Source organism: Bacteroides sp. D20 (assembly GCF_003436255.1).
Classification (GTDB): domain Bacteria; phylum Bacteroidota; class Bacteroidia; order Bacteroidales; family Bacteroidaceae; genus Bacteroides; species Bacteroides uniformis.
Genome location: NZ_QSOO01000007.1, coordinates 103,276 through 127,885, shown reverse-complemented (window position 1 = coordinate 127,885; position 24,610 = coordinate 103,276). Strand labels below are relative to the sequence as shown.

The 24,610-nt window shown below is 45.9% G+C and carries 18 protein-coding genes; 11 read left to right on the top strand and 7 right to left on the bottom strand.

Annotation, left to right across the window (positions count from 1 at the left end):
* The first annotated feature begins 4 nt into the window (after positions 1–4).
* The 5 genes from DXD78_RS09385 (at position 5) to DXD78_RS09360 (ending at position 9,861) form a co-directional block, all read left to right on the top strand.
* Entirely contained in the window at positions 5–1,462 is a 1,458-nt protein-coding gene (locus DXD78_RS09385) for a DUF5115 domain-containing protein (protein WP_009036584.1), read from the top strand.
* Positions 1,463–1,562: 100 nt separating this feature from the next.
* A complete protein-coding gene (locus DXD78_RS09380; protein ID WP_016273191.1) occupies positions 1,563–2,663 on the top strand; it encodes a glycosyl hydrolase 53 family protein in 1,101 nt (366 codons plus the stop codon).
* 69 nt (positions 2,664–2,732) lie between these two features.
* Positions 2,733–4,622, top strand: a complete 1,890-nt coding sequence (locus DXD78_RS09375; RefSeq protein ID WP_009036586.1) for a glycoside hydrolase family 13 protein — start codon at positions 2,733–2,735, stop codon at positions 4,620–4,622.
* A 727-nt stretch (positions 4,623–5,349) separates the two neighbouring features.
* Entirely contained in the window at positions 5,350–7,110 is a 1,761-nt protein-coding gene (locus DXD78_RS09365; protein WP_009036587.1) for an AAA family ATPase, read from the top strand.
* A gap of 171 nt (positions 7,111–7,281) precedes the next feature.
* Positions 7,282–9,861, top strand: a complete 2,580-nt coding sequence (locus DXD78_RS09360) for an alpha-amylase family glycosyl hydrolase (RefSeq protein WP_009036588.1) — start codon at positions 7,282–7,284, stop codon at positions 9,859–9,861.
* 12 nt (positions 9,862–9,873) lie between these two features.
* Here the strand turns inward: DXD78_RS09360 and DXD78_RS09355 are convergent, their stop codons facing one another.
* Positions 9,874–10,857, bottom strand: a complete 984-nt coding sequence (locus tag DXD78_RS09355; RefSeq protein WP_005835764.1) for a GNAT family N-acetyltransferase — start codon at positions 10,855–10,857, stop codon at positions 9,874–9,876.
* A gap of 93 nt (positions 10,858–10,950) precedes the next feature.
* Between DXD78_RS09355 and DXD78_RS09350 the strand changes: the two genes are divergently transcribed.
* The 5 genes from DXD78_RS09350 to DXD78_RS09330 all read left to right on the top strand — a co-directional run bounded on the left by DXD78_RS09350 (position 10,951) and on the right by DXD78_RS09330 (position 13,865).
* The gene (locus DXD78_RS09350; RefSeq protein WP_005826354.1) at positions 10,951–11,487 is read left to right on the top strand and encodes a nitroreductase family protein; all 537 of its coding nucleotides are present in this window, start codon (positions 10,951–10,953) and stop codon (positions 11,485–11,487) included.
* 2 nt (positions 11,488–11,489) lie between these two features.
* Positions 11,490–11,825: a hypothetical protein gene (locus tag DXD78_RS09345; protein ID WP_005826356.1), complete on the top strand. Its 336-nt coding sequence runs from the start codon at positions 11,490–11,492 to the stop codon at positions 11,823–11,825.
* Between the two features lie 4 nt (positions 11,826–11,829).
* Positions 11,830–12,627, top strand: coding sequence for a Rossmann-like and DUF2520 domain-containing protein (locus DXD78_RS09340; RefSeq protein ID WP_005826357.1), 798 nt, complete (start codon positions 11,830–11,832; stop codon positions 12,625–12,627).
* A 79-nt stretch (positions 12,628–12,706) separates the two neighbouring features.
* Complete coding sequence (locus DXD78_RS09335) at positions 12,707–13,237, top strand: HAD family hydrolase (RefSeq protein WP_005826358.1); 531 nt, start codon at positions 12,707–12,709, stop codon at positions 13,235–13,237.
* A 46-nt stretch (positions 13,238–13,283) separates the two neighbouring features.
* Positions 13,284–13,865 carry a Maf-like protein gene (locus DXD78_RS09330; RefSeq protein WP_008663872.1) on the top strand — a complete coding sequence of 194 codons (582 nt, stop codon included), beginning with the start codon at positions 13,284–13,286 and terminating at the stop codon, positions 13,863–13,865.
* On the opposite strand, the gene DXD78_RS09325 is transcribed toward DXD78_RS09330, so the two are convergent.
* The 6 genes from DXD78_RS09325 to pheS all read right to left on the bottom strand — a co-directional run bounded on the left by DXD78_RS09325 (position 13,862) and on the right by pheS (position 21,592).
* Positions 13,862–16,054 (bottom strand): tetratricopeptide repeat protein, encoded by a 2,193-nt coding sequence (locus DXD78_RS09325; RefSeq protein WP_005826360.1) that lies wholly within the window; start codon positions 16,052–16,054, stop codon positions 13,862–13,864. The genes DXD78_RS09330 and DXD78_RS09325 overlap by 4 nt on opposite strands.
* Positions 16,055–16,135: 81 nt before the next feature.
* The gene (locus DXD78_RS09320; RefSeq protein ID WP_005826362.1) at positions 16,136–17,161 is read right to left on the bottom strand and encodes a porin; all 1,026 of its coding nucleotides are present in this window, start codon (positions 17,159–17,161) and stop codon (positions 16,136–16,138) included.
* Positions 17,162–17,235: 74 nt separating this feature from the next.
* Complete coding sequence (gene pgk, locus DXD78_RS09315) at positions 17,236–18,495, bottom strand: phosphoglycerate kinase (RefSeq protein WP_085929901.1); 1,260 nt, start codon at positions 18,493–18,495, stop codon at positions 17,236–17,238.
* Between the two features lie 88 nt (positions 18,496–18,583).
* Entirely contained in the window at positions 18,584–19,258 is a 675-nt protein-coding gene (gene nth, locus DXD78_RS09310) for an endonuclease III (RefSeq protein WP_005826369.1), read from the bottom strand.
* The gene (locus tag DXD78_RS09305; RefSeq protein ID WP_005826370.1) at positions 19,255–20,451 is read right to left on the bottom strand and encodes an MFS transporter; all 1,197 of its coding nucleotides are present in this window, start codon (positions 20,449–20,451) and stop codon (positions 19,255–19,257) included. Before DXD78_RS09305 ends, nth begins: the two co-directional genes overlap by 4 nt.
* Before the next feature lie 106 nt (positions 20,452–20,557).
* Positions 20,558–21,592: a phenylalanine--tRNA ligase subunit alpha gene (gene pheS, locus DXD78_RS09300; RefSeq protein ID WP_005826371.1), complete on the bottom strand. Its 1,035-nt coding sequence runs from the start codon at positions 21,590–21,592 to the stop codon at positions 20,558–20,560.
* Positions 21,593–21,948: 356 nt separating this feature from the next.
* Here pheS and DXD78_RS09295 point away from each other — a divergent pair, with 356 nt between their 5' ends.
* Positions 21,949–24,591, top strand: coding sequence for a zinc-dependent metalloprotease (locus DXD78_RS09295; RefSeq protein ID WP_009036591.1), 2,643 nt, complete (start codon positions 21,949–21,951; stop codon positions 24,589–24,591).
* Positions 24,592–24,610: the final 19 nt, after the last annotated feature.

Below are 24,610 nucleotides of genomic sequence, written 5' to 3'. Positions count from 1 at the left end.
CATTATGAAGAAAAATCAAATACTCGCAGGTATGTTCCTTGCCGGAATTACCTTAGGTGCTTGTACGGATGATTATACGGATTGGGCTAACCCCCAATCCAATTCTCCGGAGGATGCTGCTGCCAAATATGAGATTAATTATGCGGCGGGTACTGACGCTGCCATTGTGATGGACGATGTATATGCCAAATACGCTGATGATGCAGAAGGTCTTAAAGTAGATTCGGTTGTGATTGCTTCATTGTCAAGCAGCAATGCGAATATAGCTTCCATTGCCTTCAAAAGCGTAAATGTGAATGGCGTCGCCATTGATGCAGCGTTTAAAGACGGGAAGGTTAAGGTAAACACGTTGGAACTTGACTTGGCTGTTCGAAAAGCTTTTAACAGCCGTGCCCACGTGGAGCGTACTCTGGATGTAAATGTGGATGCCGCAGCCAAATTGACTACCGGTGAGGCTGTATCTACATCGGGTACTGCACAGGTGAAGTTGACTCCGGTTACTACTCCCGCTATCAGTGAGAAGGGATATTGCATGATGGGTGATTTCCAGAAATGGAATGCAAATGAACCTATTGTGATGGAGAAGATTGGGGATGGTCTTTACAAGGCAGTTGTGACAACTACTGCCGAGAAGTCTTGGTTCAAGTTCTATCGTGCTTACGATACAACGAATCCTTCTTGGGACGACGACATCAATCCCGGTGTATTGGGAACTTTCGAAGATGGCGATGTGGCGACTGAAAACTTCCTGACGTGGGTTGGCGATCCTTCTTGCCCCAGCCCACAAGCACCTGCCATTAGCGGCATCAATGATTTTATAGTTACGCTGGATGTTGTCAACATGAGCTTTAAAGTTGCCATCAAGACAATCGACCTCTTTATGACCGGCAGCAACTATGGTTGGGGTGATACATGGAAACAGTTAACTCCGATTCATAGTGCCGAAGGCGAATTCTGGACTATTGTATATCTGGAAGCTGGCGAACAGATTAAGTTTGCTCCGCAAGCCGGTTGGGGAAATGACTTTGGTGGCGAGGCAACGATTAATGACGAAGCCGGTGCCGGCTTGACTGCTGATGGCACCAATCTGTTAGCTAAGAATGCCGGTTGGTACTTACTGCACGTAGTGAACACAACCGACCGCATAGTCAATGTGCTTGCTCCGAATATTTATCTGATTGGCGGTACTGCTGCTGATGGTAAATGGGAGGTTGCAGACGTTAACAAGTTCACCGTTCCTACGGGAAAAGACGGCGAATTCGTTTCTCCCGCCTTTGGCGCTGCCGATGAAGTGCGTATGTGTGTGAACTTTGGCGGTTACGACTGGTGGAAGACTGAATTCATCGTTCTCGATGGAAAGATTGTATATCGTGGTAGTGGTAATGATCAAGAACGAGTAAAGGTTGCTGCCGGTCAGAAAGCTTACTTGAACTTTACTGACGGCATAGGTTCTTTCAAATAATCTTTTTTTTAAATAAGAATAAAGCCCTTTTTCTCGCAATGGAAAATACGAGGAAGAGGGCTTTTATGTTTTCGTTAAACAATCATTTACAGATATTGATATGAAGACTTTTAGATTAATGTCCACTTTGTTTTTTCTGTTTGTATTGTGCTTGGGAATTCATGCACAGCAGCGTCTTCTTGGTGGGGACATCTCTTTGTTGCCAAGTTACGAAGAAGCAGGAACCGTATATCGTGACGAAGCAGGAAAAGCTGTCGCTCCCCTCGAATATTTCAAGGAAGAAGGTTGGAATGCCATTCGTGTACGTTTGTTTGTGGAACCGGACAGGGCTTCGGCAGAGCATAAGGGAGAAGGCGTGTGTCAAGATTTGGATTATGTGATGAAACTGGGGCAAAGAATAAAAAAAGCCGGGTATCAGTTTATGCTTGACTTCCACTATTCTGATACGTGGGCCGACCCTGGCAAGCAGTTCATGCCGTATCGTTGGAAAAATAGCGGTGTAGCATCGCTTCCCGACAGTGTCTATCAATATACCAGAAAAAGCCTTGAAGTGATGGTGAAAGCCGGTGCATGCCCCGACTTGATACAAGTGGGGAATGAGATAACCAACGGGATGATGTGGCCTGCGGCGAAGGTGGAGCCGCTTGGAAAGGATAACTGGGACATACTTGTAAAACTATTGGAGAGTGGTGCCAAGGCCTGCCGTGAAGTATGTCCACGGGCAAAGATTATTATTCATACAGAGAAGGCGGGCGAATGGGACAAGACGAAATCTTATTATAACCATTTGCGACAGCTCGATTATGATGTTATCGGACTTAGTTATTATCCTATGTGGCACAAAGCGGTGGGAGTTCTTGGTGCTACGCTCGATTCTCTCGCTGTAAATTTTCCCGATAAGGAAGTCATGATTGTGGAAACTGCCGCCTATTATTCGCATGAGAAAGACCAATGGGCAAAGAGTGCGGACCAGTATTCTGAGTTTTATCCCATCAGCACTGAAGGGCAACGTATCTTTACTCACGAACTGGTAGCCGAATTGCGCCGTCATGCCAACGTGACCGGCCTATTCTGGTGGTTTCCCGAAGAAAATGCCTGCGGAAATACGGTGACGGAAGGTTGGCTGAATCGGGGGCTTTTTGATAATCGCACTGGTAAATCGCTTCCGGCGATGAAGGAATTCAGTGGGTTTATCCGTTAACTTCATCCAAAGTCGTCAATGGATTGAATTGTATTCTAATTATAATGAACGCGCAAATCTAAAATAGATATGAAAACCAGATATTTTATTGCATTATTCGCTTTATGCTTGTGCCAATGGAGCGCTGCATGGCAAGGTTTATCTTCTGCTGATTTGGTGGAAGTAAAATCCACATCTTCAATAAAAGTAGAACCGGCCTTTTGGTGGTGCGGTATGAAAAATCCCCAACTGCAATTGATGGTTTATGGTGATGATATAGGCGCTTACAAACCTGTCATTAATTATCCGGGAGTTGTGCTGAAAAGTGTGCATCCAATGGAAAGCCCCAACTATCTGGTATTATACTTAGATGTGGAAGAGGCAATGCCGGGGAAGTTCGATATTGAGTTTGTGAAAGGAAAGAAGAAACTGAACTGCTCTTATGAATTGAAACAACGTCAAGGAAATGGTGATGAAAAGGTTGGATTTAATTCTTCTGATGTTGTTTATCTATTGATGCCGGATCGCTTTGCTAATGGCGATGAAAGCAATGACCAAATAAAAATGAATTATCCCTATGCTGTAAATCGTAAAGATGTCAATGCCCGGCATGGCGGTGATTTGGCGGGTATTATGCAACATCTTGATTATTTGGATAGTTTGGGAGTTACTGCCATCTGGACAACACCCGTGTTGGAAAATGATATGGGAGAAGGTTCTTATCACGGTTATGCCGCAACTGATTATTATAAAATAGACCCTCGGTTGGGGACAAATGAAGATTATGTCCGGTTGGCAGAGTGCCTGCATCGGCGTGGAATGAAATTGATAATGGACATGGTCTTCAATCATTGTGGAAGCAAGCATCCTTGGTTGCTTGACCCGCCAATGCATAATTGGTTTAATAATTGGGATAAGGACAAATATGTTGAGACCAATCATGATAAAACCGTCTTTTTTGATCCTTACGCCTCGGATATAGATAAGGAGGAGATGACAGATGGCTGGTTCGTTCCCACAATGCCCGACTTGAATCAGAGGAATCATTTTGTGGCTGATTATTTAATTCAGAATTCAATATGGTGGATTGAATATGCCAATTTGGATGGTGTACGTCAAGATACATATGTATATCCCGATCCGGACATGATGGTACGTTGGTGTCGAGAAGTGTTTGAGGAGTATCCCAATTTCAATATTGTGGGCGAAGTGATGATTCCTAATAATACGGTTGGTGCTGCATATTGGCAACAAGGCAGTTTGGTTAATGAGAAGGCCGATACGGGACTAAAGTCTGTGATGGATTTCCGTTTAAGGGAAGTGGCAAGTAAGGCTTTTCATGAAGAAACCTCCTGGAATACCGGTCTGCAACTCGTTTTTGAACATTTGGCTTATGACTTTTGCTATTCTGATATTAATAATGTGATGCGTTTGCTTGAGAACCATGATTCTGATCGTTTCTTATTGGAAACTCCGAGTTCTTTGGATGCCTATAAGCAGGCAGTTGTCTTGTTATTGACAATTCCTGGCATTCCGCAATTGTATTATGGGCAGGAACTGTTGATGACTGGTACTACAAAAATTGATTTTGGATATATACGTCCGGATATGTCGGGAGGATGGAAAGAAGATGCACTCAGTGTTTTCGAAGAGAGTGGGAGAACGGCTATACAGCAAGAAGCTTTCGGTTTTATGAAAAAGTTACTGCATTGGCGTAAGGGGAATGATGTTATTTCCAAAGGCAAGATGAAGCACTTTATGCCTCGCAACAATATATATGTATATGAACGTTCGTACAATGGGAAAAGTATATTGGTCGTGATGAATGGGGTAAATAAAGAGGTCGATTGGGATTTGGCTCATTATAAGGAGGTAATAGGAAATAAAACCGATGCAAGGAATGTGCTGACAGATACTGATGTGAAGTTAGGAGCAATTATCCGACTACAACCGAAAGAAGTGCTTATGCTTGAATTATGATTGCGTTGCGGATCAAATACTTTGTTTGTCTTGCTTCAGAAGACATTTTCAGGGCCAGCTAAGAGTTGAATGCAGTTTTACCCTCATGCTCTCATAATGTACTGCATCCCTTTATTCATCGGGCATATAGCTATGAGAGTAACCATGAGGGCAAGGCGTTACTATGCTTGATTACAGATGTTTGTTGTATTAAAACACCTTGTATGTCAACAGTTCACTATAGTGAGCGTTATTGTTCACGTAAATGAATAGTTCGGCTTACTGCCGAAAATGTGTGTTTTTGCACAAAACTCATATCAGAAATGTGAGAAAGTTCACGTTTCTGATATCAAAAACGTGAAATGCTATGTTTGGAAGAGAAGTATTTAAGCATCTGTCAGCATGGAAAGCAGACTTTGTGACATCTTTAGAACGACGAAAGATTCCTAACGAATTATCCGGCAATTATCTTTTTTGCATGGAAAAAGAATCAATTCACAGACAACGAATCTGCTGAATATTCCGTTATTCTTGGCAGACAAAACGAAAGAACTGCTTGCCATGCAAATTTTCCGTAACCTTACTGCTGTTTTCCATCTTGTTTATAGCCCTATGTAATCCTTGAGCAGGGCAATGACTCGAAAATCTGATGGCATGAAGAAGATAAAGTTTATTTCTTTTGTTATCTTTGTGTCGTTAACGGCAGAAAAGGACGGATTAAATAGAAAAAATAGCAGGAGGACAGCAGATGGACCCATTGAAATACATAGTACCCGGCAGAAAGAGACTTCCCTACGGCATGATGAACTTCGCGGATATCCGCCAAGACAATTATTATTATGTGGACAAGACCCGCTTCATCCCCATGATAGAGGAGGCGGACCGCTTCTTCTTCTTCATCCGTCCGCGCCGCTTCGGCAAGAGCCTCACGCTGAATATGCTGCAACACTACTACGACGTGCGCACCCGCGACAAGTTCGAAGCCCTTTTCGGTGACCTGTACATCGGGCAACACCCCACGCCGAGCCGCAATAGCTATCTGGTGCTCTATCTCAACTTCTCGGGCATCAGCGGCGAGCTGAACGACTACCGCAAGGGGCTGGACGCGCATTGCGGCATTACTTTCGAGAACTTCTGCAAGATATACGCCGACCTCCTTCCGCAAGATACTCTGGAAGGACTGCGTGCGGTGAGCGGAGCCGTGGAGCAGTTGGATTACCTCTATCAGGCTTGCGCACGTGCCGGACAGGATATGTATCTCTTCATCGACGAGTACGACCACTTCACCAACGCCATCCTTTCCAGTCCCGAAAGCCTGCACCGCTATACGGATGAGACGCATGGCGAAGGCTATCTGCGCTCTTTTTTCAACAAGGTGAAAGCAGGAACTTATTCCAGCATCAAGCGTTGCTTCATTACCGGCGTAAGCCCCGTGACGATGGACGACCTGACCAGCGGTTTCAACATCGGCACCAACTACTCCCTCGCGCCGAAGTTCAACCAGATGATGGGATTCACCGAGGAGGAGGTGCGCGGAATGTTGGCCTATTATTCAGCAAACAGCCCCTTCCACCACAGCGTGGACGAGTTGATAGAGATGATGAAACCGTGGTACGACAACTACTGCTTCGCGCAGGAATGCTACGGTGAAACCACGATGTACAACTCCAATATGGTGCTTTACTTCGTCAAGAACTACATTGATGATGGCAAAGCACCACGCAACATGATAGAGAGCAACATCCGCATTGACTACGAGAAACTGCGTATGCTCATCCGCAAGGACAAGGAGTTTGCCCACGATGCTTCCGTCATACAGACTCTCGTGAGTCAAGGCTTCATCACCGGTGAACTGAAAGACAGCTTCCCTGCCGTCAGCATCACCAATCCCGACAACTTCATCAGTCTGCTCTACTACTTCGGAATGCTCACCATCAGCGGCACGTATAAGGGAAAGGCAAGGCTCACCATCCCCAACATGGTGGTGCAGGAACAGCTCTATACCTATCTGCTGAATACTTACGACGATGCCGACCTGAGTTTCAGCAGTTACGAAAAGAGCGAACTTTCCTCGGCTCTGGCTTACGACGGCGACTGGCAATCCTACTTCGGCTACATTGCCGACTGCCTGCACCGCTATGCCTCGCAGCGCGACAAGCAGAAAGGCGAGTCCTTCGTCCACGGCTTCACCCTTGCCATGACTGCGCAGAACCGTTTCTACCGTCCCGTCTCCGAGCAGGACACGCAGGAAGGTTATGTAGATATTTTCCTCTGCCCGATGCTGGAAATCTACTCCGACATGAAGCACAGCTACATCGTAGAACTGAAATATGCCAAGTATAAGGATTCCGAAACCCGTGTGGAGGAACTTCGCCGGGAAGCCATCGCCCAGGCCGACCGCTATGCCGATACGGAAACGGTGAAGCGTGGCATCGGCGCCACCCGGTTGCATAAGATTGTGGTGGTGTATAAAGGTATGGAAATGCGTATCTGCGAGGAAGTAGGTTGATTGGCTACAAAAGTTTGTCATTCAGCTTTCATAAAACATGGTGGTACGGGAACATTTGCTTGCCATGCAAACGTTTCCGTAAGCTTGCTGCTACTTTTCTCTTGCGTTAATCGGTTTGCCCTTTCTTTTCCGGCTATATTTGTGAAGTGATAACTTTGAATACTTCATATTATGAAAATTATCAATCAACGTAAGATTTCTGTTTTATGGCATTTAATATGCTTCAGTTTAGTGCTGGCATTCACGGCATGTAGTGACGATAAAGAGGAGTTACAGGAGTATTTGACCCCTGCTTCTGGTAGTGAATCAATCTTTGAGCAAGGTTTTAGCTTTGGTGAAGCTGCTTCTTCGCAAAGCGTCAGTTTTGAGGCCGGGCAGCAGTGGACAGCCGAGCTGAGTGGTGAAGATACCGGTTGGTGCAACATCAGTCCGGCAAAAGGTACGTCCGGGAAAGCTACGATTATGGTTTCTGTCGGCAAGAATGAGACAGGGAAAGCGCGGACGGCACAATTGAATATTGTATCCGGTTCGAAGAAGAAAGAAATATCTGTCACTCAGGCTGCCAATGCGATTGTAGCTCCGGATGGTTTGAGTTTTACACCGGCAGCACCGGATGCCGACCAGTCCCTTGTAATTACTTTTAAAGCGGATGCAAAGTCTGCTCTCTATGGGCATAAAGGAGATGTGTATGTGCATATTGGTGTGGTCAGTGAAGGAACTTGGCTGTTCGTTCCGGCAGAGTGGACGGAAAACAAGGATAAATGTAAGATGACTTCAACCGAAGCCAACGTATGGAGCATTACGCTGAGCCCGAATATCCGGGAATGGTTTGGAAGCGGGAAGACACCGGTGAACCGGCTCGGAATAGTGATTCGCAGTGCAGACGGCAATAAGAAAGGGATAGAATCGGATTCCTTTGTTGAGGTGACCGACACAAAATATGAAGGTTTTGTTCCTGGTGAAATTAAAACTGCAGCAGTGCCGGCCGGTATGGTCGAGGGTATCAATGTAGTGGATAATTCTACGGTGACACTGGTACTTTATGACAAAGATGCGAATGGGAATCATAAGGACTTTGCCCATGTAGTGGGCGACTTCAATAACTGGACATTGGGCAATGACGAAAAATCGCAGATGTATCGTGATGATGCTTCCGGATGTTGGTGGATTACGTTGGCGGGGCTGGATGCTGGCAAAGAGTATGCTTTCCAATATTATGTAGGTACGAAGGCGGGTGAAGTGGTTCGCCTGGCTGATGCCTATACGGAAAAGATTCTTGATCCTGATAATGATAAATATATTCCGGCTTCTACCTATAACGAAAGTATGGCTTATCCTGAGGGAGGAGTAGGAATCGTTTCGACCTTCAAGATACAGAAAGACAGTTATAACTGGAAGGTCAATGACTTTAAAATAGCAAATCCTGAGCAATTGGTGATATACGAATTGCATCTACGTGACTTTACCGCCTCCAGCGACATCAATGGTGCAATGGGCAAGCTTTCTTATCTGAAGGCTATGGGAGTCAATGCCATCGAACTGATGCCGGTGCAGGAGTTTGACGGAAACGACAGTTGGGGGTATAATCCTTGCTTCTTTTTTGCGATGGATAAGGCTTATGGCACAAAGGCCATGTATAAGCAGTTTATTGACGCTTGCCATGAGGCGGGTATGGCAGTTATTCTGGATGTGGTCTATAATCACGCTACAGGAAACAATCCGCTGGCTAAACTTTATTGGGATGGTGATAAGACTGCAAAGAATAATCCATATTTCAATGTGGAAGCACCTCATCCTTATAGTGTGTTCCATGACTTCAATCATGAAAGCCCGTTAGTGCGTAAGTTTGTGAAGCGCAATCTGCAATTCTTGTTGAAGGAATATAAGGTGGATGGGTTCCGCTTTGACCTGACGAAAGGATTCACACAGACTTCTTGTACTGAAAGCACGGCATCCAATTACGATGCAAGTCGCATTGCTATCCTAAAGGATTATAATGCTGCCATCAAGGAAGTGAAAGAGGGCTCTTATGTTATCCTGGAGCATTTCTGTGATTCAAAGGAAGAAAATGAACTGGCTGCAGATGGCATGCACTTATGGCGCAACCTGAATAATGCCTATTGTCAGTCGGCTATGGGATATGCTGAAAATAGTTCTTTTAGCAGCCTTTATGAGAAAACACCTGCATGGGTAGGTTTTATGGAAAGTCATGATGAAGAACGCGCAGCTTACAAACAGTCGCAATGGGGTGAAGGTATACTGAAAACCGACCTTGATGCTCGCATGAATCAGTTGGCGCTGAACACTACATTCTTCCTTACTGTTCCAGGTCCTAAGATGGTTTGGCAATTTGGAGAGATGGGATATGACATTTCCATTGAGGAGAATGGACGTACGGGCAGGAAACCGTTGCATTGGGAGTATCTGGAGAATACTAACCGCAAGGAGCTGCACGATGTTTATGCGGATTTAATGAAATTGCGTAACGCCCATCCGGAATTGTTCGATTCAAGTGCCATCTTGACATGGAAGGTCGGAGTTTCTGATTGGGACAACGGTCGTTCATTGTTGGTAGAAAGTGTAACGGGCAAGCAGCTGGTTGTTATGGGCAACTTTACGCATAATGCGGTTGATGTAGCTTTCCCGGCAACAGCTGGTAACTGGACCAATTATTTTACCGGAAAGAGTGAAACAATAAATACACAGGTCAATGTACCGGCTCATGGATATGTAGTCTACACTAATTTCTAATTTCGGTAAAAATCATTCATACATCTTTATCAGCACCCGATTCAGCCAGTTCCAACGGAAACGGAACCAGCGTCGGGTGCTGCTTTGTTTTCCCCCGAAGCGGAGAACGAACTCACGGTAGCCATGCCTGCGGAAGGGAAGTCCCACGTCCATGAACTCTAAGTGGCGGTATCCGCGTTGTTTGGCATCATCCAGTGCTTTCCATACGGCAAGAATCCCCGGATATTGCAGGGCATAAGTCTTGCGCATGCCACCAGAGAACCATAGATAGGCGCTATCATCTGAATAAATGCATGCGCTGCCACCGATAATCTTCTCCTTATAAGTGACGATGAAGATTTTGCTTTGCTGCCCTTTTGTCAACTGGTTTTCGAGATGCTGAAAGAACTTGATGCTGGGGAAGTGGCGCCGTATCTTGGAAGAATATACGTGGCGCAACATCTGGGCAAAACAGAGAATCTCCTCTTTGGTACGTGCTTCCCGCACTTGGGCGCCGTTTTTGAGCCCTTTCTTTATTTGCCGGATACGTGACGGGCTGAAACGCTCTTCCACCTTTTCGACGCTGTGCAGCGAGTTGCGTACCCGCAGCCAATTGATGGCGATGTATTGGTTGTCCCGGAAAGATTTGTATCCGAACATGGCATTTTCCAGGTTGCGGAACTCGATGAGAAAAGAATCGCGCAATGCTTCATTGGTAAGCCTTTGCAGCATGTCACTGAAGATAATCTCTTTGTCTGCCTCGTTATTGAAATATTCTCCCGTACCGTACACCTCACATCTTTTGATGATGCCGGGTGGAAACATGCGGACACTTTTACGTATGGCGGCAAGCAGTTTCGCAACGGGCTTGTCATCTTCGGATGCCACAATGAGTATGGGGGTATACCCCGGAGTTGCCTCGTAGATTCGGAACAACTCTGTGGAATGGAAGGTGTTGGTGCCTGGCAGGTCAGGAACCTTGCTCCCACGGTAATATGTAGTGAGTTTCAAAGGCATGGTCTGCAAATTTAAAAAATAATCTCGTATCTTTGCAAAAATTATTGTTAATGTGTCGATGTGCACATTAGCATATTAGCACATAAAATCATTATGGAAAGTTTCAGTGAATTGATAAAAGCACGCCGCAGCATGCGGAAGTTTACAGAAGAAGAATTGACACAAGAACAAGTCGTCACTTTGATGAAAGCTGCTTTGATGGCACCCACGTCGAAGCGTAGCAATGCATGGCAGTTCATAGTGGTGGACGAGAAGGATAAATTGAAGGAATTGTCCTATTGCAAGGAGCAGGCATCGCAGTTCATTGCCGATGCGGCACTGGCTGTAGTGGTTGTTGCCGACCCGCTGGCAAGCGATGTGTGGATAGAAGATGCCTCCATTGCTTCCATCTACCTGCAACTTCAGGCCGAAGATATGGGGCTGGGAAGCTGCTGGGTGCAGGTGCGCGAACGTTTTACGGCTTCCGGTATGCCTTCCGGCGAGTATGTGCACGAGGTGTTGGATATTCCTTTGCAGTTGCAGGTGCTTAGTGTTATTGCTATCGGCCATAAGGGGATGGAGCGCAAGCCTTTCAACGAAGACAATCTGCAGTGGGAAAAGATACATATCAATAAGTACGGAGGAAAGTAACAGTGAGTGCAGCAAAAGCAAACAATAACCGTGATACATATAAGGCCACTGCCATCACACTGATTGTATTCGGCATTCTTTACTTGGTGGACAAATTGGTGCATTTTTCTGCAATCGGCTTGCCGTGGGTGATGAATAAGGATAATTTTCTATTGTATACCGCAGTGATTTTTCTGCTGTTCAAGCATGACAAGTCAGTGGGATTGGTATTGATAGGTTTGTGGCTGATATTGAACTTCGGGTTGATAACTGCCTTACTCGGTACGATGTCCGCTTATCTGCTGCCGTTGGCGTTGCTGGCATTAGGGGCTATTCTGTATTGGTTGGCAACAAGATAAGCGTATGGCAGGAAGAAGTATAGAAGATATGTCCATTGCCTTTATCGGTGCCGGAAATCTAGCTACTAATCTGGCAAAAGCTCTTTATCGGAAAGGGTTTCGTATTGTGCAGGTCTACAGCCGTACAAAAGAATCGGCGCAGGGATTGGCACAGACGGTGGAAGCTGCATATACCACGGAGCTGCAGGCGGTTACGAAGGAGGCGCAGCTTTATATCGTTTCGCTGAAGGACGCGGCTTTTGTAGAATTATTACCCCAGATTGTTTCTGGAAAGGAGAATGCTTTATGGGTGCATACAGCCGGCAGTATTCCTATGAATATTTGGCAGGGGCATGTTGCGCGTTATGGAGTGCTTTATCCGATGCAGACTTTCAGTAAGCAGCGTGAAGTGGATTTTGGACAGATACCGTGTTTTGTGGAAAGCAACTCGGAAGAGGATGTGCAGCTTCTGAAGGACATTGCTTCCGCCCTATCGGAAAAAGTGTATGAAGCAAGTTCTGAGCAGCGCAAAAGTTTGCATCTGGCGGCTGTGTTTACGTGCAATTTTACCAATCACATGTATGTGTTGGCTGCTGAACTGCTGAAAAAGTACGGGTTGCCGTTCGAGGCAATGCTCCCCTTGATAGACGAGACGGCCCGCAAGGTGCATGAGCTGGAACCGCTTGCCGCACAGACAGGACCGGCTGTGCGCTATGATGAGAATGTCATTGACGAGCATCTGCGGATGCTTGCCGATGAGCCGCAAATGCTGGAACTATATCGGGAGATTAGCGAGAATATACATCGGTTGGCAATAAGATAACCGGATGCCGATGCTTGCCTCTTTTGAACTAATGTTTTGCTGTATATAGGTATATTATAATGAACAAGAAAAAAGTGCAATGAGTACCATAAACTATGATTTGAAAAAGATAAAAGCCCTTGTTTTTGATGTGGACGGTGTGCTGAGTGCCAATGTTATCCCTATGAGTTCGGAGGGTGAACCTCTGCGTACGGTCAACATAAAGGATGGTTATTCCCTGCATTTGGCTGCTAAGCAAGGTGTGTTGCTGGGTATAATTACGGGTGGACGTACAGAAGCAGTCCGCAAGCGTTTTACTTCTTTAGGTTTTGAGGATGGAAATATCTATATGGGTTCTTCTGTTAAAATCCATGATTACCATGACTTCCGTGACCGTCATGGCTTGAAGGACGAGGAAATATTGTATGTAGGTGATGATATTCCCGACTTGGAGGTGATGCGTGAGTGTGGTTTGCCGTGTTGTCCTAAGGATGCTGTGCCTGAGGTAAAGGCTGTGGCTCGCTATATTTCGTATGCAGAAGGCGGTTATGGCTGTGGTCGCGACATTGTGGAACAGGTATTGAAAGTGCAAGGGCTTTGGATGGCAGATGAAAAAGCTTTTGGTTGGTAGTTGTTTCAATCGTTAAATTGTAAATCGTCAAATCGTAAATGATATGATGTTAGATAATCTGAAGAAATATAAGGTGATTCTTGCCTCTAACTCTCCGCGAAGGAAAGAATTGCTGGCTGGTTTGGGAGTGGAATATGAAGTAAGAACTTTGCCCGATGTGGACGAGTCTTATCCCGAAACGTTGCGGGGAGCGGATATTCCTCTCTACATATCCAGGGAAAAGGCAGATGCCTACCGTGATATGATGCATCCGGACGAATTGATGATTACAGCAGATACCATTGTCTGGCTGGATGGACAAGTTCTCGGAAAACCCAAGAATAGGGAAGAAGCTATGCAGATGTTGCGCGACATGTCCGGACGTACCCATGAAGTGTTTACCGGTGTATGCATCACTACCACTGAGTGGCAACGCAGTTTTGCGGCGGCAACAGAAGTGCGTTTTGCCAAACTGAACGAAGAGGAAATTGCCTATTATGTGGACAAATACCACCCCATGGATAAAGCCGGAGCTTATGGTGTACAAGAGTGGATTGGATTCATCGGGGTGGAAAACATATCCGGGAGTTACTATAATATAATGGGGCTCCCCGTACAGAGGCTGTACAGGGAGTTGTTGGAGGTCTAAACCAGATCCATCATTAGAGGGATATCTTTTTCACTGATTCCTTGTCTGACAAGTGTTTCTTTGTCTTTACCGAACATTTCTCTAAAAATCTCCTGCCCGCCATATTCCAAAGCTGCTTTACTGTAAAGTTCTGCAGCTTTTTCTATTTTGCCCGTTCTCCAAGCAACATGTCCGGCATTGAGATAGTCTGCTGCGAGTGGTTTGGAGGCGAGTATCTTTTCGTAATACTTCATTGCTTGCTCATACTTGCCGTTGACAAACGAACACCAGCCTATAGCACGCCATGCTTTGATACAATTGCTTTCGATGAAATCAAGCTTGAAGAAATATTGCAGAGCCTCTTCATATCTTTCCAGTTCGGCAAGGCAGCTTCCGGCGTAGAAAAGGATATTATGGTTTTCCGGCTGGATTGCCTCCACTTTCTTGTAGTATTCCAGTGCAGAGGCAAAGTCCCTTATCTGCCTGTAGCACGTAGCGAGATGGCGGATTGTCCAGACATGGTCGGGCTTTAGTACATCGGCTTTCAGGTAGGCGTCTATCGCTTCCTTATACCTCTTTTCCTTTTGCAGGCAATAGCCAGCCTTTTGGAAAATGTCTGCATTTGCATGGTTCAAGGCTATCAATTCCTTATAAAGCTCCAATGCTTCTGCCGGGTGTTCTTTGCGGAAGTGGAAATCGGCGATGGTAATCAGCAGCTCGGGTTTGCACAGAATATCTTTGAGTGCCGGGATACGGTGCAGGGCAATCTCTTCCTTGAAGATGTCACGGAACTCGTGTCTGCGCTGGCTTAACTTGAAGAAACGGTATAAGTCGTGGACATACTGGTTGCTGATGACATCCGGTCGTTCGGCATACTGCCGTAAAGCGGAAGATTTGCTTTCGTCCATGAGTGCATCCAAATCCTGGGAAGTCATCTGGCTGAGCATCATCGTACGCTGTGACTGTGGTATATGTGCCATTGTAAAGCAAAGGGAATACTTGTCACTATTGCAGAAGAAACCGGATTGGAGGATAAGGGAGAGGATGGCATTGTCTCCGGTAGGCTTGAATCCGAATTCCTTGATGATGCTGGAGTGATGCATGTCGAACGGATAGAACCAGTTGTACGGTTCCTTAAAGAACGGATAAGTCTTGAGTTGTGCAAACGTACTCATATAGACGTCAGCGCCTTCCAGCTGTAATTCGTTCATCTCCCGTATCTTGTCTCCCAGTCCGGAACTTTCAAAAGCTTTCTCCCAATCCGGATTAAGATCGTTTTCCTCAGGGTTCTCTTCAAAACCGAACTTCATGTTGCGCATGATGTTCACATTCCTCATCATCTCCGGAATGATTTCTTCACGCATCTTCTTGTCTATCTTTTCCGTTTCCTGGCTACGGAGCAGCTCGATGTAAATACGGTTCAGTTGCTTGCCGAAACTGCCGTCTTCGTTGAGCAGGGAAAGGCGGGCTGTCAATTCGGGATAAAGCGACAGACGGGTGGGATGAAAAAGAAGTGCGAAAGCGATACCTACCAAAGCCCGTTGGTTTACTTGCGTATTTGCATGCGTTACGGCGTCTAGCAACCATGAGAATTTGCGGGTATCGAAGCATTCCATCAGACTGAGCATGACGGCACTGGTGAACAGGCACAAATCATTGACGGGAAGCATTTCTGATTCCAGTAATCCTTTGGCTTGCTGTTCGTCTTCTGCAGACCAGTCACTGTTACTCCATGTGGAAAGGAAAAGAACCTGGGCGGTTTGTTCGTGCCGTTGCAGTACGGCGTCCATGCCTTGGTTATCCGGCATCAGCTGACAAACGGCCAGGTCATCAGGGAAAGATTCCAATACCTTCTGCAGTGCGGCAATATTGTATTCTTTGGGGAGGCGTTCCCGGTTATTGCGCAGGGAATGGTAATAGTGCGTGGAAACTCCGTCAAGGAGAGACAGACGTGCCTGGTCAGCGACTTCCCAAGTTTCGGTCAGAATCTGGCGATATAGTTTCTGTCGTTCAGGATCGTCGATTCCCTGGCGCATGTATTGCAGCATGTACTGATAGGATGTCTGAGCTTGTTCCAAGCGGTTGCGGAGTGTCCAGTCACCGCTGTTCCAAAGAAAGGCTTCCAGTTGGGATTGTGCTTCCTTCAGCCGTTGCTGCTTGAGTAGAGTAACGATATGCTGATATTGTTCTTGTATGGCTTGTTCGTTCATAAATCAGTCTCTTTTTGGGTATGTATCTTATAAAACTACAAAAAGGATGCCAAAAAGTTCATAAATTTCCATTTCCCCAGCTCAGAAACGAACTTGCAACTGTGCTTGAAGCAGGTTTGAGTTTTCTCCTTTATGGCGGTTACAGTATGTATACTGGGCTTGCAGACGGCATTTGGGATAGAACCAATACTGTACACCTGCTACATAATTGGTCTGTTTATCGGAAATAGTTTTATTTTTGTTGAAATAGTCATAAGAGGCTATTACGTCAAATTTGGGAAGCACATGGGCAGATACGGTTGCATAGTAACCGTCACTTTTAACGTGTCCGTCTTTTCCGGCCAAGTATTCTGTACGTACATCTACGGATTTTGTTTTGATGGTGGCACCTGCCGACCAGCGGTTTCGGGTGTAATTCTCTCCTATGGCTATGTCTGGATTAATGGAAGAAACGGCTACGGCGCATCCTTTCCCTTTAACAAAGGAACCGCCGACGGACAACCATTTCAATGGATGTACCATAAGGCTGCCTACAATATCTTTCTGATTGTTTTTATCTTTTAGGTTGATGCCTTGTCCGTTCATGATGGCAAGGTTATAAGTCATCAAAGAGTCGAACAAGTCTCCATAAATTAACAATCCCATATCACGACCGCTTGCAGAGCCATACAACGGATCACTGCCATTGATACCGGCCAGGTAATTGACGGCTTGAGAATAACAGTTTATTAATTCGACAAAGCAGGGAGACATCGGGTTCTCAATGGTATACATGGTTTTGAACTGTCCGATACGTGCTGTGAGTTGAGGGAGAAAGCGGTATTCCGTGTAGGCTTCCAGAATTTTTCCGGTATTGGCAAAGCTGTACATGAAGTAAGCCGACCATTTATCGGTGATTTTACCGCGCGCCATAAAGATAACTCTCTTTATATCGAAAGTATTGCTGGTACCTTCGCCCGCATCATCGTATGTATATCCCACTTGGGCATAGCCGGAGAGTGAAATGCGGTCTTTTAAAGTGTTGACTACATCATTCAGACAAGCATCTTGTGCTTTCAGGATGCATGTGGCTGATAAAAGGATGCAGGATAGTAGAATTCGTCTCATTATAGGGATGGATAGTAGTAAAAAAGGCAACCCTTTTTTCAAAGAGCTGCCTTTGGGTGTTATTTTGCTTGTTTTTATTCGTTGATAGCAGCGATACCCGGAAGGATTTTTCCTTCGATTGCTTCAAGCAATGCACCGCCACCGGTAGATACGTAAGACACGCCGCTTGCCAAGCCGAACTTGTTGACACAAGCTACAGAGTCACCGCCACCTACGAGTGAGAAAGCACCGTTCTTGGTAGCTTCTACGATAGCTTCGCCTACAGCGCGTGAACCGTGAGTGAAGTTCTCGAATTCGAATACACCCGTCGGACCGTTCCAAAGGATAGTCTTGGAGTTCTTGATGACATCTGCAAAGATCTTTTCAGTCTCAGGACCGATATCAAGACCTTCCCAGCCATCAGGAATTTCGTCAACCGGGCAGAACTTGGTGTTGGCATCGTTGGAGAAAGAATCGGCAATCTTGGCATCAACAGCCAAAACAAGGTTTACGCCTTTTTCTTTTGCTTTCTTCACCAGGTCAAGAGCCAAATCCAGTTTGTCATCTTCGCAGATAGAAATACCGATTTTGCCGCCCATGGCTTTGGTGAAAGTATAAGTCATACCGCCGGCAATAATCAGGTTGTCTACCTTGTTCAGCAGGTTTTCAATGATTTCAATCTTGGAAGAAACTTTGGAACCACCCATGATGGCGGTAAACGGACGTTGGATATCGTTCAAAACTTTATCAACAGCCTTTACTTCTTTTTCCATCAGGTAACCGAACATTTTGTTGTCCTTGTCGAAATATTTAGCGATCAATGCAGTAGAAGCGTGTGCACGGTGAGCGGTACCGAAAGCGTCGTTTACATAGCAATCTGCATAAGAAGCCAATTTCTTGGTGAATTCTTTCTGGCTTTCCTTAACAGCAGCTTTGGCAGCCTTCTTTTCTTCGTCTGTAGCATCTTCAGCCAAACCGCGGGGTTTGCCTTCCTCTTCAGCGTAGAAACGGAGGTTCTCGAGCAACAACACTTCACCCGGTTGCAGAGCAGCAGCCTTTACGGCAGCTTCTTCGCCCATACAGTCGTTAGCAAATTGCACCTCAACACCCAACAACTCTTCGAGATGCTTCAGAATGTGCTTCAAGGAGAACTTGTCAGCCGGGCCTTTCGGACGACCGAGGTGAGAACCGATAATTACACTACCGCCATCGGCCAAAATCTTCTTCAATGTAGGAAGAGCGGCACGCATACGGGTATCATCTGTAATGTTGAAGTTTTCGTCCAAGGGTACGTTGAAGTCCACACGAACGAATGCCTTTTTTCCGGCAAAGTTAAATTGATCAATTGTCATAATACTCTATTTTATTTAAAAGTGTTACTAATTTCTTTTTAGTGAGCGCAAAGTTAGCATTTATTTCTTTTTTTTGCTATGAAACCGTTGTTTATTCTTTGTCTTTGCCGCTCTCTTTGCTAACTTTATATTTCTGGCAGTAATATTTGCACATTAATTGCAAACCGCAGGTATCACATTGTGGAGTACGTGCCTGGCATACATAGCGACCGTGCAGGATAAGCCAGTGGTGAGCTATGGGGATGTCTGTTTCCGGTATATGTTTTACCAATTCTTTTTCGACACTGAACGGAGTTGTACATTTATCTGATACGAGACCCAGGCGATGGCTGACGCGGAACACGTGTGTGTCTACTGCCATAGCCGCTTTATTGAAAACAACGGATTGGATGACATTGGCTGTTTTGCGGCCTACGCCGGGCAGTTTTACCAGTTCTTCAAGGGTATCGGGTACCTCACTGTTGAATTCTTTCACCAACATCTGTGCCATGCCTACAAGATGTTTAGCTTTGTTGTTGGGATAGGAGACGCTGCGGATATACTCGTATACCACGTCGGGAGTAGTAGCGGCGAGTGCTTCGGGAGTAGGGAAGTCCCGGTAAAGGGCGGGGGTAATCATATTGACGCGTTTGTCCGTACATTGTGCAGAGAGAATAACTGCTATCAACAGCTCGAACGGATTGTCATAATGCAACTCTGTTTCGGCTACGGGAACGTTCTCCCTAAACCAAGCAAGGATTTTTTCATAACGCTCTTTCTTTCTCATCTTAATTTGTTTTTATGATAGTGAGGAGATACTTTCAGATTGAAATAGAAGATGGAGATAACCGTGAGGCAGGCTCCGAAAAAATATGCCATATCGAATGAGGTAATCTGTGCGATATAACCTCCTGCTGTCAGACCTATACCAATGCCTACATCCCATGAAGTCAGGTAGGTAGAGGTGGCTGTTCCGCGCTGGTTGTTGGGGGCCAGGTTTACGAACAGCGTATTGAAGGCGGGGAACATCGTCCCGAAGCCTACTCCCAATAGGAGGGCAACCATAAAAAACAATATGTTTGTCAGTTCCGGGACGGTCTTCATCAGTAGTCCGCAAGCGGACAATATGAAGAAACAGCTACATACCAGATATAGTCCTAAAGTTATGACTTGGGTGATACGTCCTTTATCCACTTGTTTGCCGGAGAACATACGGGACACTGCCATGCCGACGGCCATAAAAGTAAAAAACAATCCGGAATTCAAGGTAATTCCTATTTCTTTGGCATACATGGCTACATAAGTGCTTGTCATGCCATATGGTATGGAGAGCAATAGCAGTGCGATTCCTGCCGGGATACCTTTCAGCAGCACAAAGCGGTCCAATGAGATAGGTTCTCGTTTGACTGGTTGTTTGGGTGGGGTCTTGACGAGGCATGCGGCAACAAAACCGATAGTTCCTGATATGAGCGAGCAGGCAAAAATCGTTTCAAAGGAATATATGTCATGCATGAAAAGACCAATCATCGGGCCGAAGCTCATGGCTGTATTGTTCATCAGTCCATAATATCCTACGGCTTCGCCGCGACGGGACGAAGGGGTAATGTCAATTACAATTGTATTTCCCGCTACGGTCACCATTCCAAATGCAAGGCCGTGGACAACCCGCAACATGATGAATAAGGATAGGACTCCCGCTAACATGTAACCTGCGAAAATGGTGATAAAGATGAAGTATGCCACCAGATAAAGAGGCTTGCGGGCTAGCGTGTCGAGCAGGTATCCCGAGAACGGGCGTATGCAGAGCGAGGCAATGGTGTAGCATGACAAGATGACACCCACTGCTGCATTTCCGGTATGGAATACCTCAGTCAGGTAGAATGGAAGAACCGGTAGTATCAGATAAAAGGCAAAATACAAAAGGAAATTGGCAGCCAGGATAAGGCAATAGCCGGAAGTTACAAGTTTGTCTTTTGCCATAGCGAAAAATAGTGGTTAGCGATGAGTGGTTAGCGATGAGTGATTAATGATATGCTGAAAATGCGCAACTTATTAATCACTAATCACTAGCCGTTATTCACTATATTTAGTAAGCGCTCTCGAATTCTTTCAGGAAGCGTGTGTCATTTTCAGAGAACATACGAAGGTCTTTCACCTGGTATTTCAAGTTGGTGATGCGTTCTATACCCATACCCAGGGCATACCCGCTATACACTTTACTGTCTATTCCGTTCAGCTCCAATACATTCGGATCTACCATACCGCATCCCAGAATTTCTACCCAACCCGTATGTTTGCAGAAAGGACAACCCTTGCCGCCGCAGATGTTACAGCTGATGTCCATTTCGGCACTCGGCTCGGTGAAGGGGAAGTAGGAAGGACGCAGACGAATCTTGGTGTCACTGCCGAACATCTCTTGAGCAAAGAGCAATAAGGCCTGCTTCAAGTCAGTGAAAGACACATTGCGGTCTACGTATAAGGCTTCTACCTGATGGAAGAATGCGTGTGCACGGTAGCTGATGGCTTCATTACGGTATACACGTCCCGGACAAAGCACGCGGATAGGAGGCTGTGTAGTCTCCATAACACGGCTTTGCACGCTGGATGTGTGTGTGCGAAGAATGATGCTGTGCGATACGTTTTCTGTATCATTTTCGATGAAGAATGTATCCTGCATGTCGCGTGCCGGATGGTCTTCGGCAAAATTCATGGAGGAGAATACGTGCCAGTCGTCTTCCATTTCCGGTCCATCGGCGATATTGAATCCCATACGGGCAAATATATCGATGATTTCGTTTCTCACGATGGAGAGCGGATGGCGGGTTCCTAATTCTATCGGGTAGGCTGAACGGGTCAAGTCAATATCGTCACAGCCGGTATCTTGGCTTTCGAACTGTTCTTTCAAAGCGGCAATCTTTTCTTGTGCTTTGTTTTTCAGTTCGTTCAAGCGCATACCCACCTCTTTTTTCTGTTCGGCGGCTACATTGCGGAAATCTGCCATCAAGTCATTGATGGCTCCTTTTTTACTGAGGTACTTGATGCGGAGTGCCTCTAATTCCTCGGCGTTAGCGGCTTTCAGCGCCTCTACTTCCTGCAGAAGCTGATTGATTTTAGCTATCATATCGTTGTTATCTTATTTATTTTCTAAGTTAAAAACGGTGCAAAGATACAATATTATCATTGTTTTGCCTCCACTTGGGGAAGATAATTTGGTATCAGTGGTACAAAATTTTATGTGAAGAAGAAATGATAGAGGATGGGAGAAAAAATGATATATATGTAAAAGTCTTCATATTGTTTATGGAAAAAACATAAATGAGCGTTGTTTAGTGACTTTTAAAATATACTTTTCGTATCTTTGCGCCCCGTTTACTGTTCTATGGAGGTAGAACAAACTGGCGGTTGGTATTTATTAACATACGTCAAAGAGAGAGAGTTAACGGAGTAATTGTTGCATTAAAGTTAGAGTTTGAATTGATGAAATTGAAGACAATCCTGCCAGTCGTGGCAGTTGCGGGAGTACTCATGTGTGAGCCTGCCGTATTGTTGCATGCCGGTACATCTGATTTTGCTTCTCCCGAAGCTATGGGATGGTTCCGTAAGAAAAAGAAGAGTGAAACCAAGGACAGCGTTCAATCCAAGAGCGACTACGAAAAATTGACTGGTTCCGATGCTATTGCCCGCAAGGGAATGTTCAATGTTTACCAGAAGAAGAGCGATTATTACTTTGAAGTGCCGGCAAGGCTGTTGGGACGTGATATGCTGGTAGTAAATAAATTACAACGTGTGCCTTCCGAACTGAATGAGGCGGGTGTGAACCGTGGTACGAATTACGAAAATCAGATGGTGCGTTTTGAATTGGACAAGGCTGCCAACAAGCTGTTGGTACGTCAGAGCCGTCCTCTTCCGTTGGCACCGGACGAGGATGCCATACGGCAGTCCGTACTGGATAATTATATTTCTCCGCTGATAGCCGGCTTCAAGATAGAGGCATTCAATAATGACTCTACCATGATAGTGGTCAAGGTCAACGATATTTATGATGGTACGGAGACGAGTATCAATAATGTCTTTACGAATATCAACCTGGGAACTTCGGCCATCAAGAATCTCTCCCGCATTTTATCTATCAAAGCTTTTGAGAACAATGTGGTAGCTACTTCCGAGCTGACAACTAAGGTGACTGAGGGAACAACGACTGTGTTTGTTACGGTCGAAGTCAGTTCCTCTCTGTTGCTGTTGCCGGAGAAACCGATGATGGGACGTCTGGATAGTCCGCGTGTAGGTTATTTTACTAATCCGTTATTAAATTACAGTGACGGTCAGCAGCGTGTAGACAAGAAACCGTTCATCACCCGCTGGCGTCTGGAACCGAAACCGGAAGACCGGGAGCGTTACCTTCGCGGTGAATTGGTGGAACCGGCCAAACCGATTGTGTTCTACATCGAGAACTCCACTCCCAGTCGTTGGCGGAAATATATCAAGCAGGGAATCGAGGATTGGCAGGCTGCTTTTGAACGTGCCGGATTCAAGAATGCCATCGTTGCAAGGGAGTTGACGGACAGCATGAATGTGGATAAGGATGACGTGAACTACTCCGTGCTGACCTATGCCGCCTCCACCAAAGCCAATGCCATGGGCCCCTCTATCCTCGACCCCCGTTCGGGTGAGATATTGGAAGCGGACATCATGTGGTGGCATAATGTGCTGGGCATGCTTCAGGAATGGATTACAGTGCAAACCGGTGTCGTACGTCCCGAAGCAAGAGGAGTAAGGCTGCCGGATGAACTGATGGGTGATGCCATGCGTTTTGTGGCATGCCATGAAGTGGGTCACTCGCTGGGCTTGCGTCACAATATGATTGCTTCCTGGACTTTTCCGACAGATTCCCTGCGTTCCAAAACATTTACGGACCGTATGAATACCACTTCCTCCTCTATTATGGACTATGCACGTTTCAATTATGTGGCACAGCCGGGTGACGGCGTTACGGCACTTTCTCCCCATATAGGCCCGTATGATATGTTTGCCATAGAATACGGTTATCGTTGGTATGGTAAAGAAACCCCAGAAGCAGAGAAGGACTTGCTTGCCGACTTTCTGAGCCGTCATGCAGACCGTTTATATAAATATAGTGAGGCGCAGGATGTACGTGATGCCGTAGACCCGCGTGCGCAGAATGAAGATTTGGGCGATGATGCTGTCCGCTCGTCTCTGCTGGGTATTGAGAACTTGAAGCGTATTGTTCCTCAAATCATCCAATGGACTACTACCGGCGAGAAAGGACAGACTTATGAAGAAGCTTCCCGCCTATACTATGCGGTTATCAACCAATGGAACAATTATCTTTATCATGTATTGGCAAATATCGGTGGTATCTATATAGAGAACACGGTTGTGGGAGACGGACAGAAAACCTATACCTTTGTGGAGAAAGAGAAGCAGCAAGCAGCCTTGAAGTTCCTGCTGGATGAAGTGCTGACCTATCCCAAATGGCTGTTCGACACAGAAGTGGGAGAGTACACCTACTTGCTGCGCAACACTCCGCTGGGCGTAGTGGAAAATGCACCGACACAAGTGTTGAAGAATGCCCAATCCTATATCCTTTGGGATTTGCTGGGCAACAACCGCCTGATGCGTATGTTGGAGAACGAATCGGTGAACGGCAAAAAGGCTTTCACGGTGGTAGAGCTGGTGGATGGCCTGCATCGCAACATCTTTGCCACTACGGAACGCGGTGCCTTGCCGGACGTCATGACACGCGCCTTGCAGAAGAACTTCGTAGATGCACTGATTACAGCAGCTGCCGAAAGCGAAGGAGTGAAAATAAACAAAAAACTGATGGACAACCACTTCTTGCTGGACCATCAGACTGCCCTTTGCAGCTGTGACGAGCATGCCGGTAAGACTTTGGATGCCGACCGTATGGGTGCACACCGCGAACTGAACTTCTACGGTTCGCAGATAAACCGCGTATCTGATGTCATCTCCGTGAAGCGTGGTGAGTTGCTTCGCATCAAAGAATTGCTCCAAAATCGTCTGGGTGCATCGGATATAGCCACTAAATATCATTATAAGGATTTGATTTTGCGTATCAATACTGCATTAGGAGTAAAGTGATTTTTCTTTTCAATAGAGT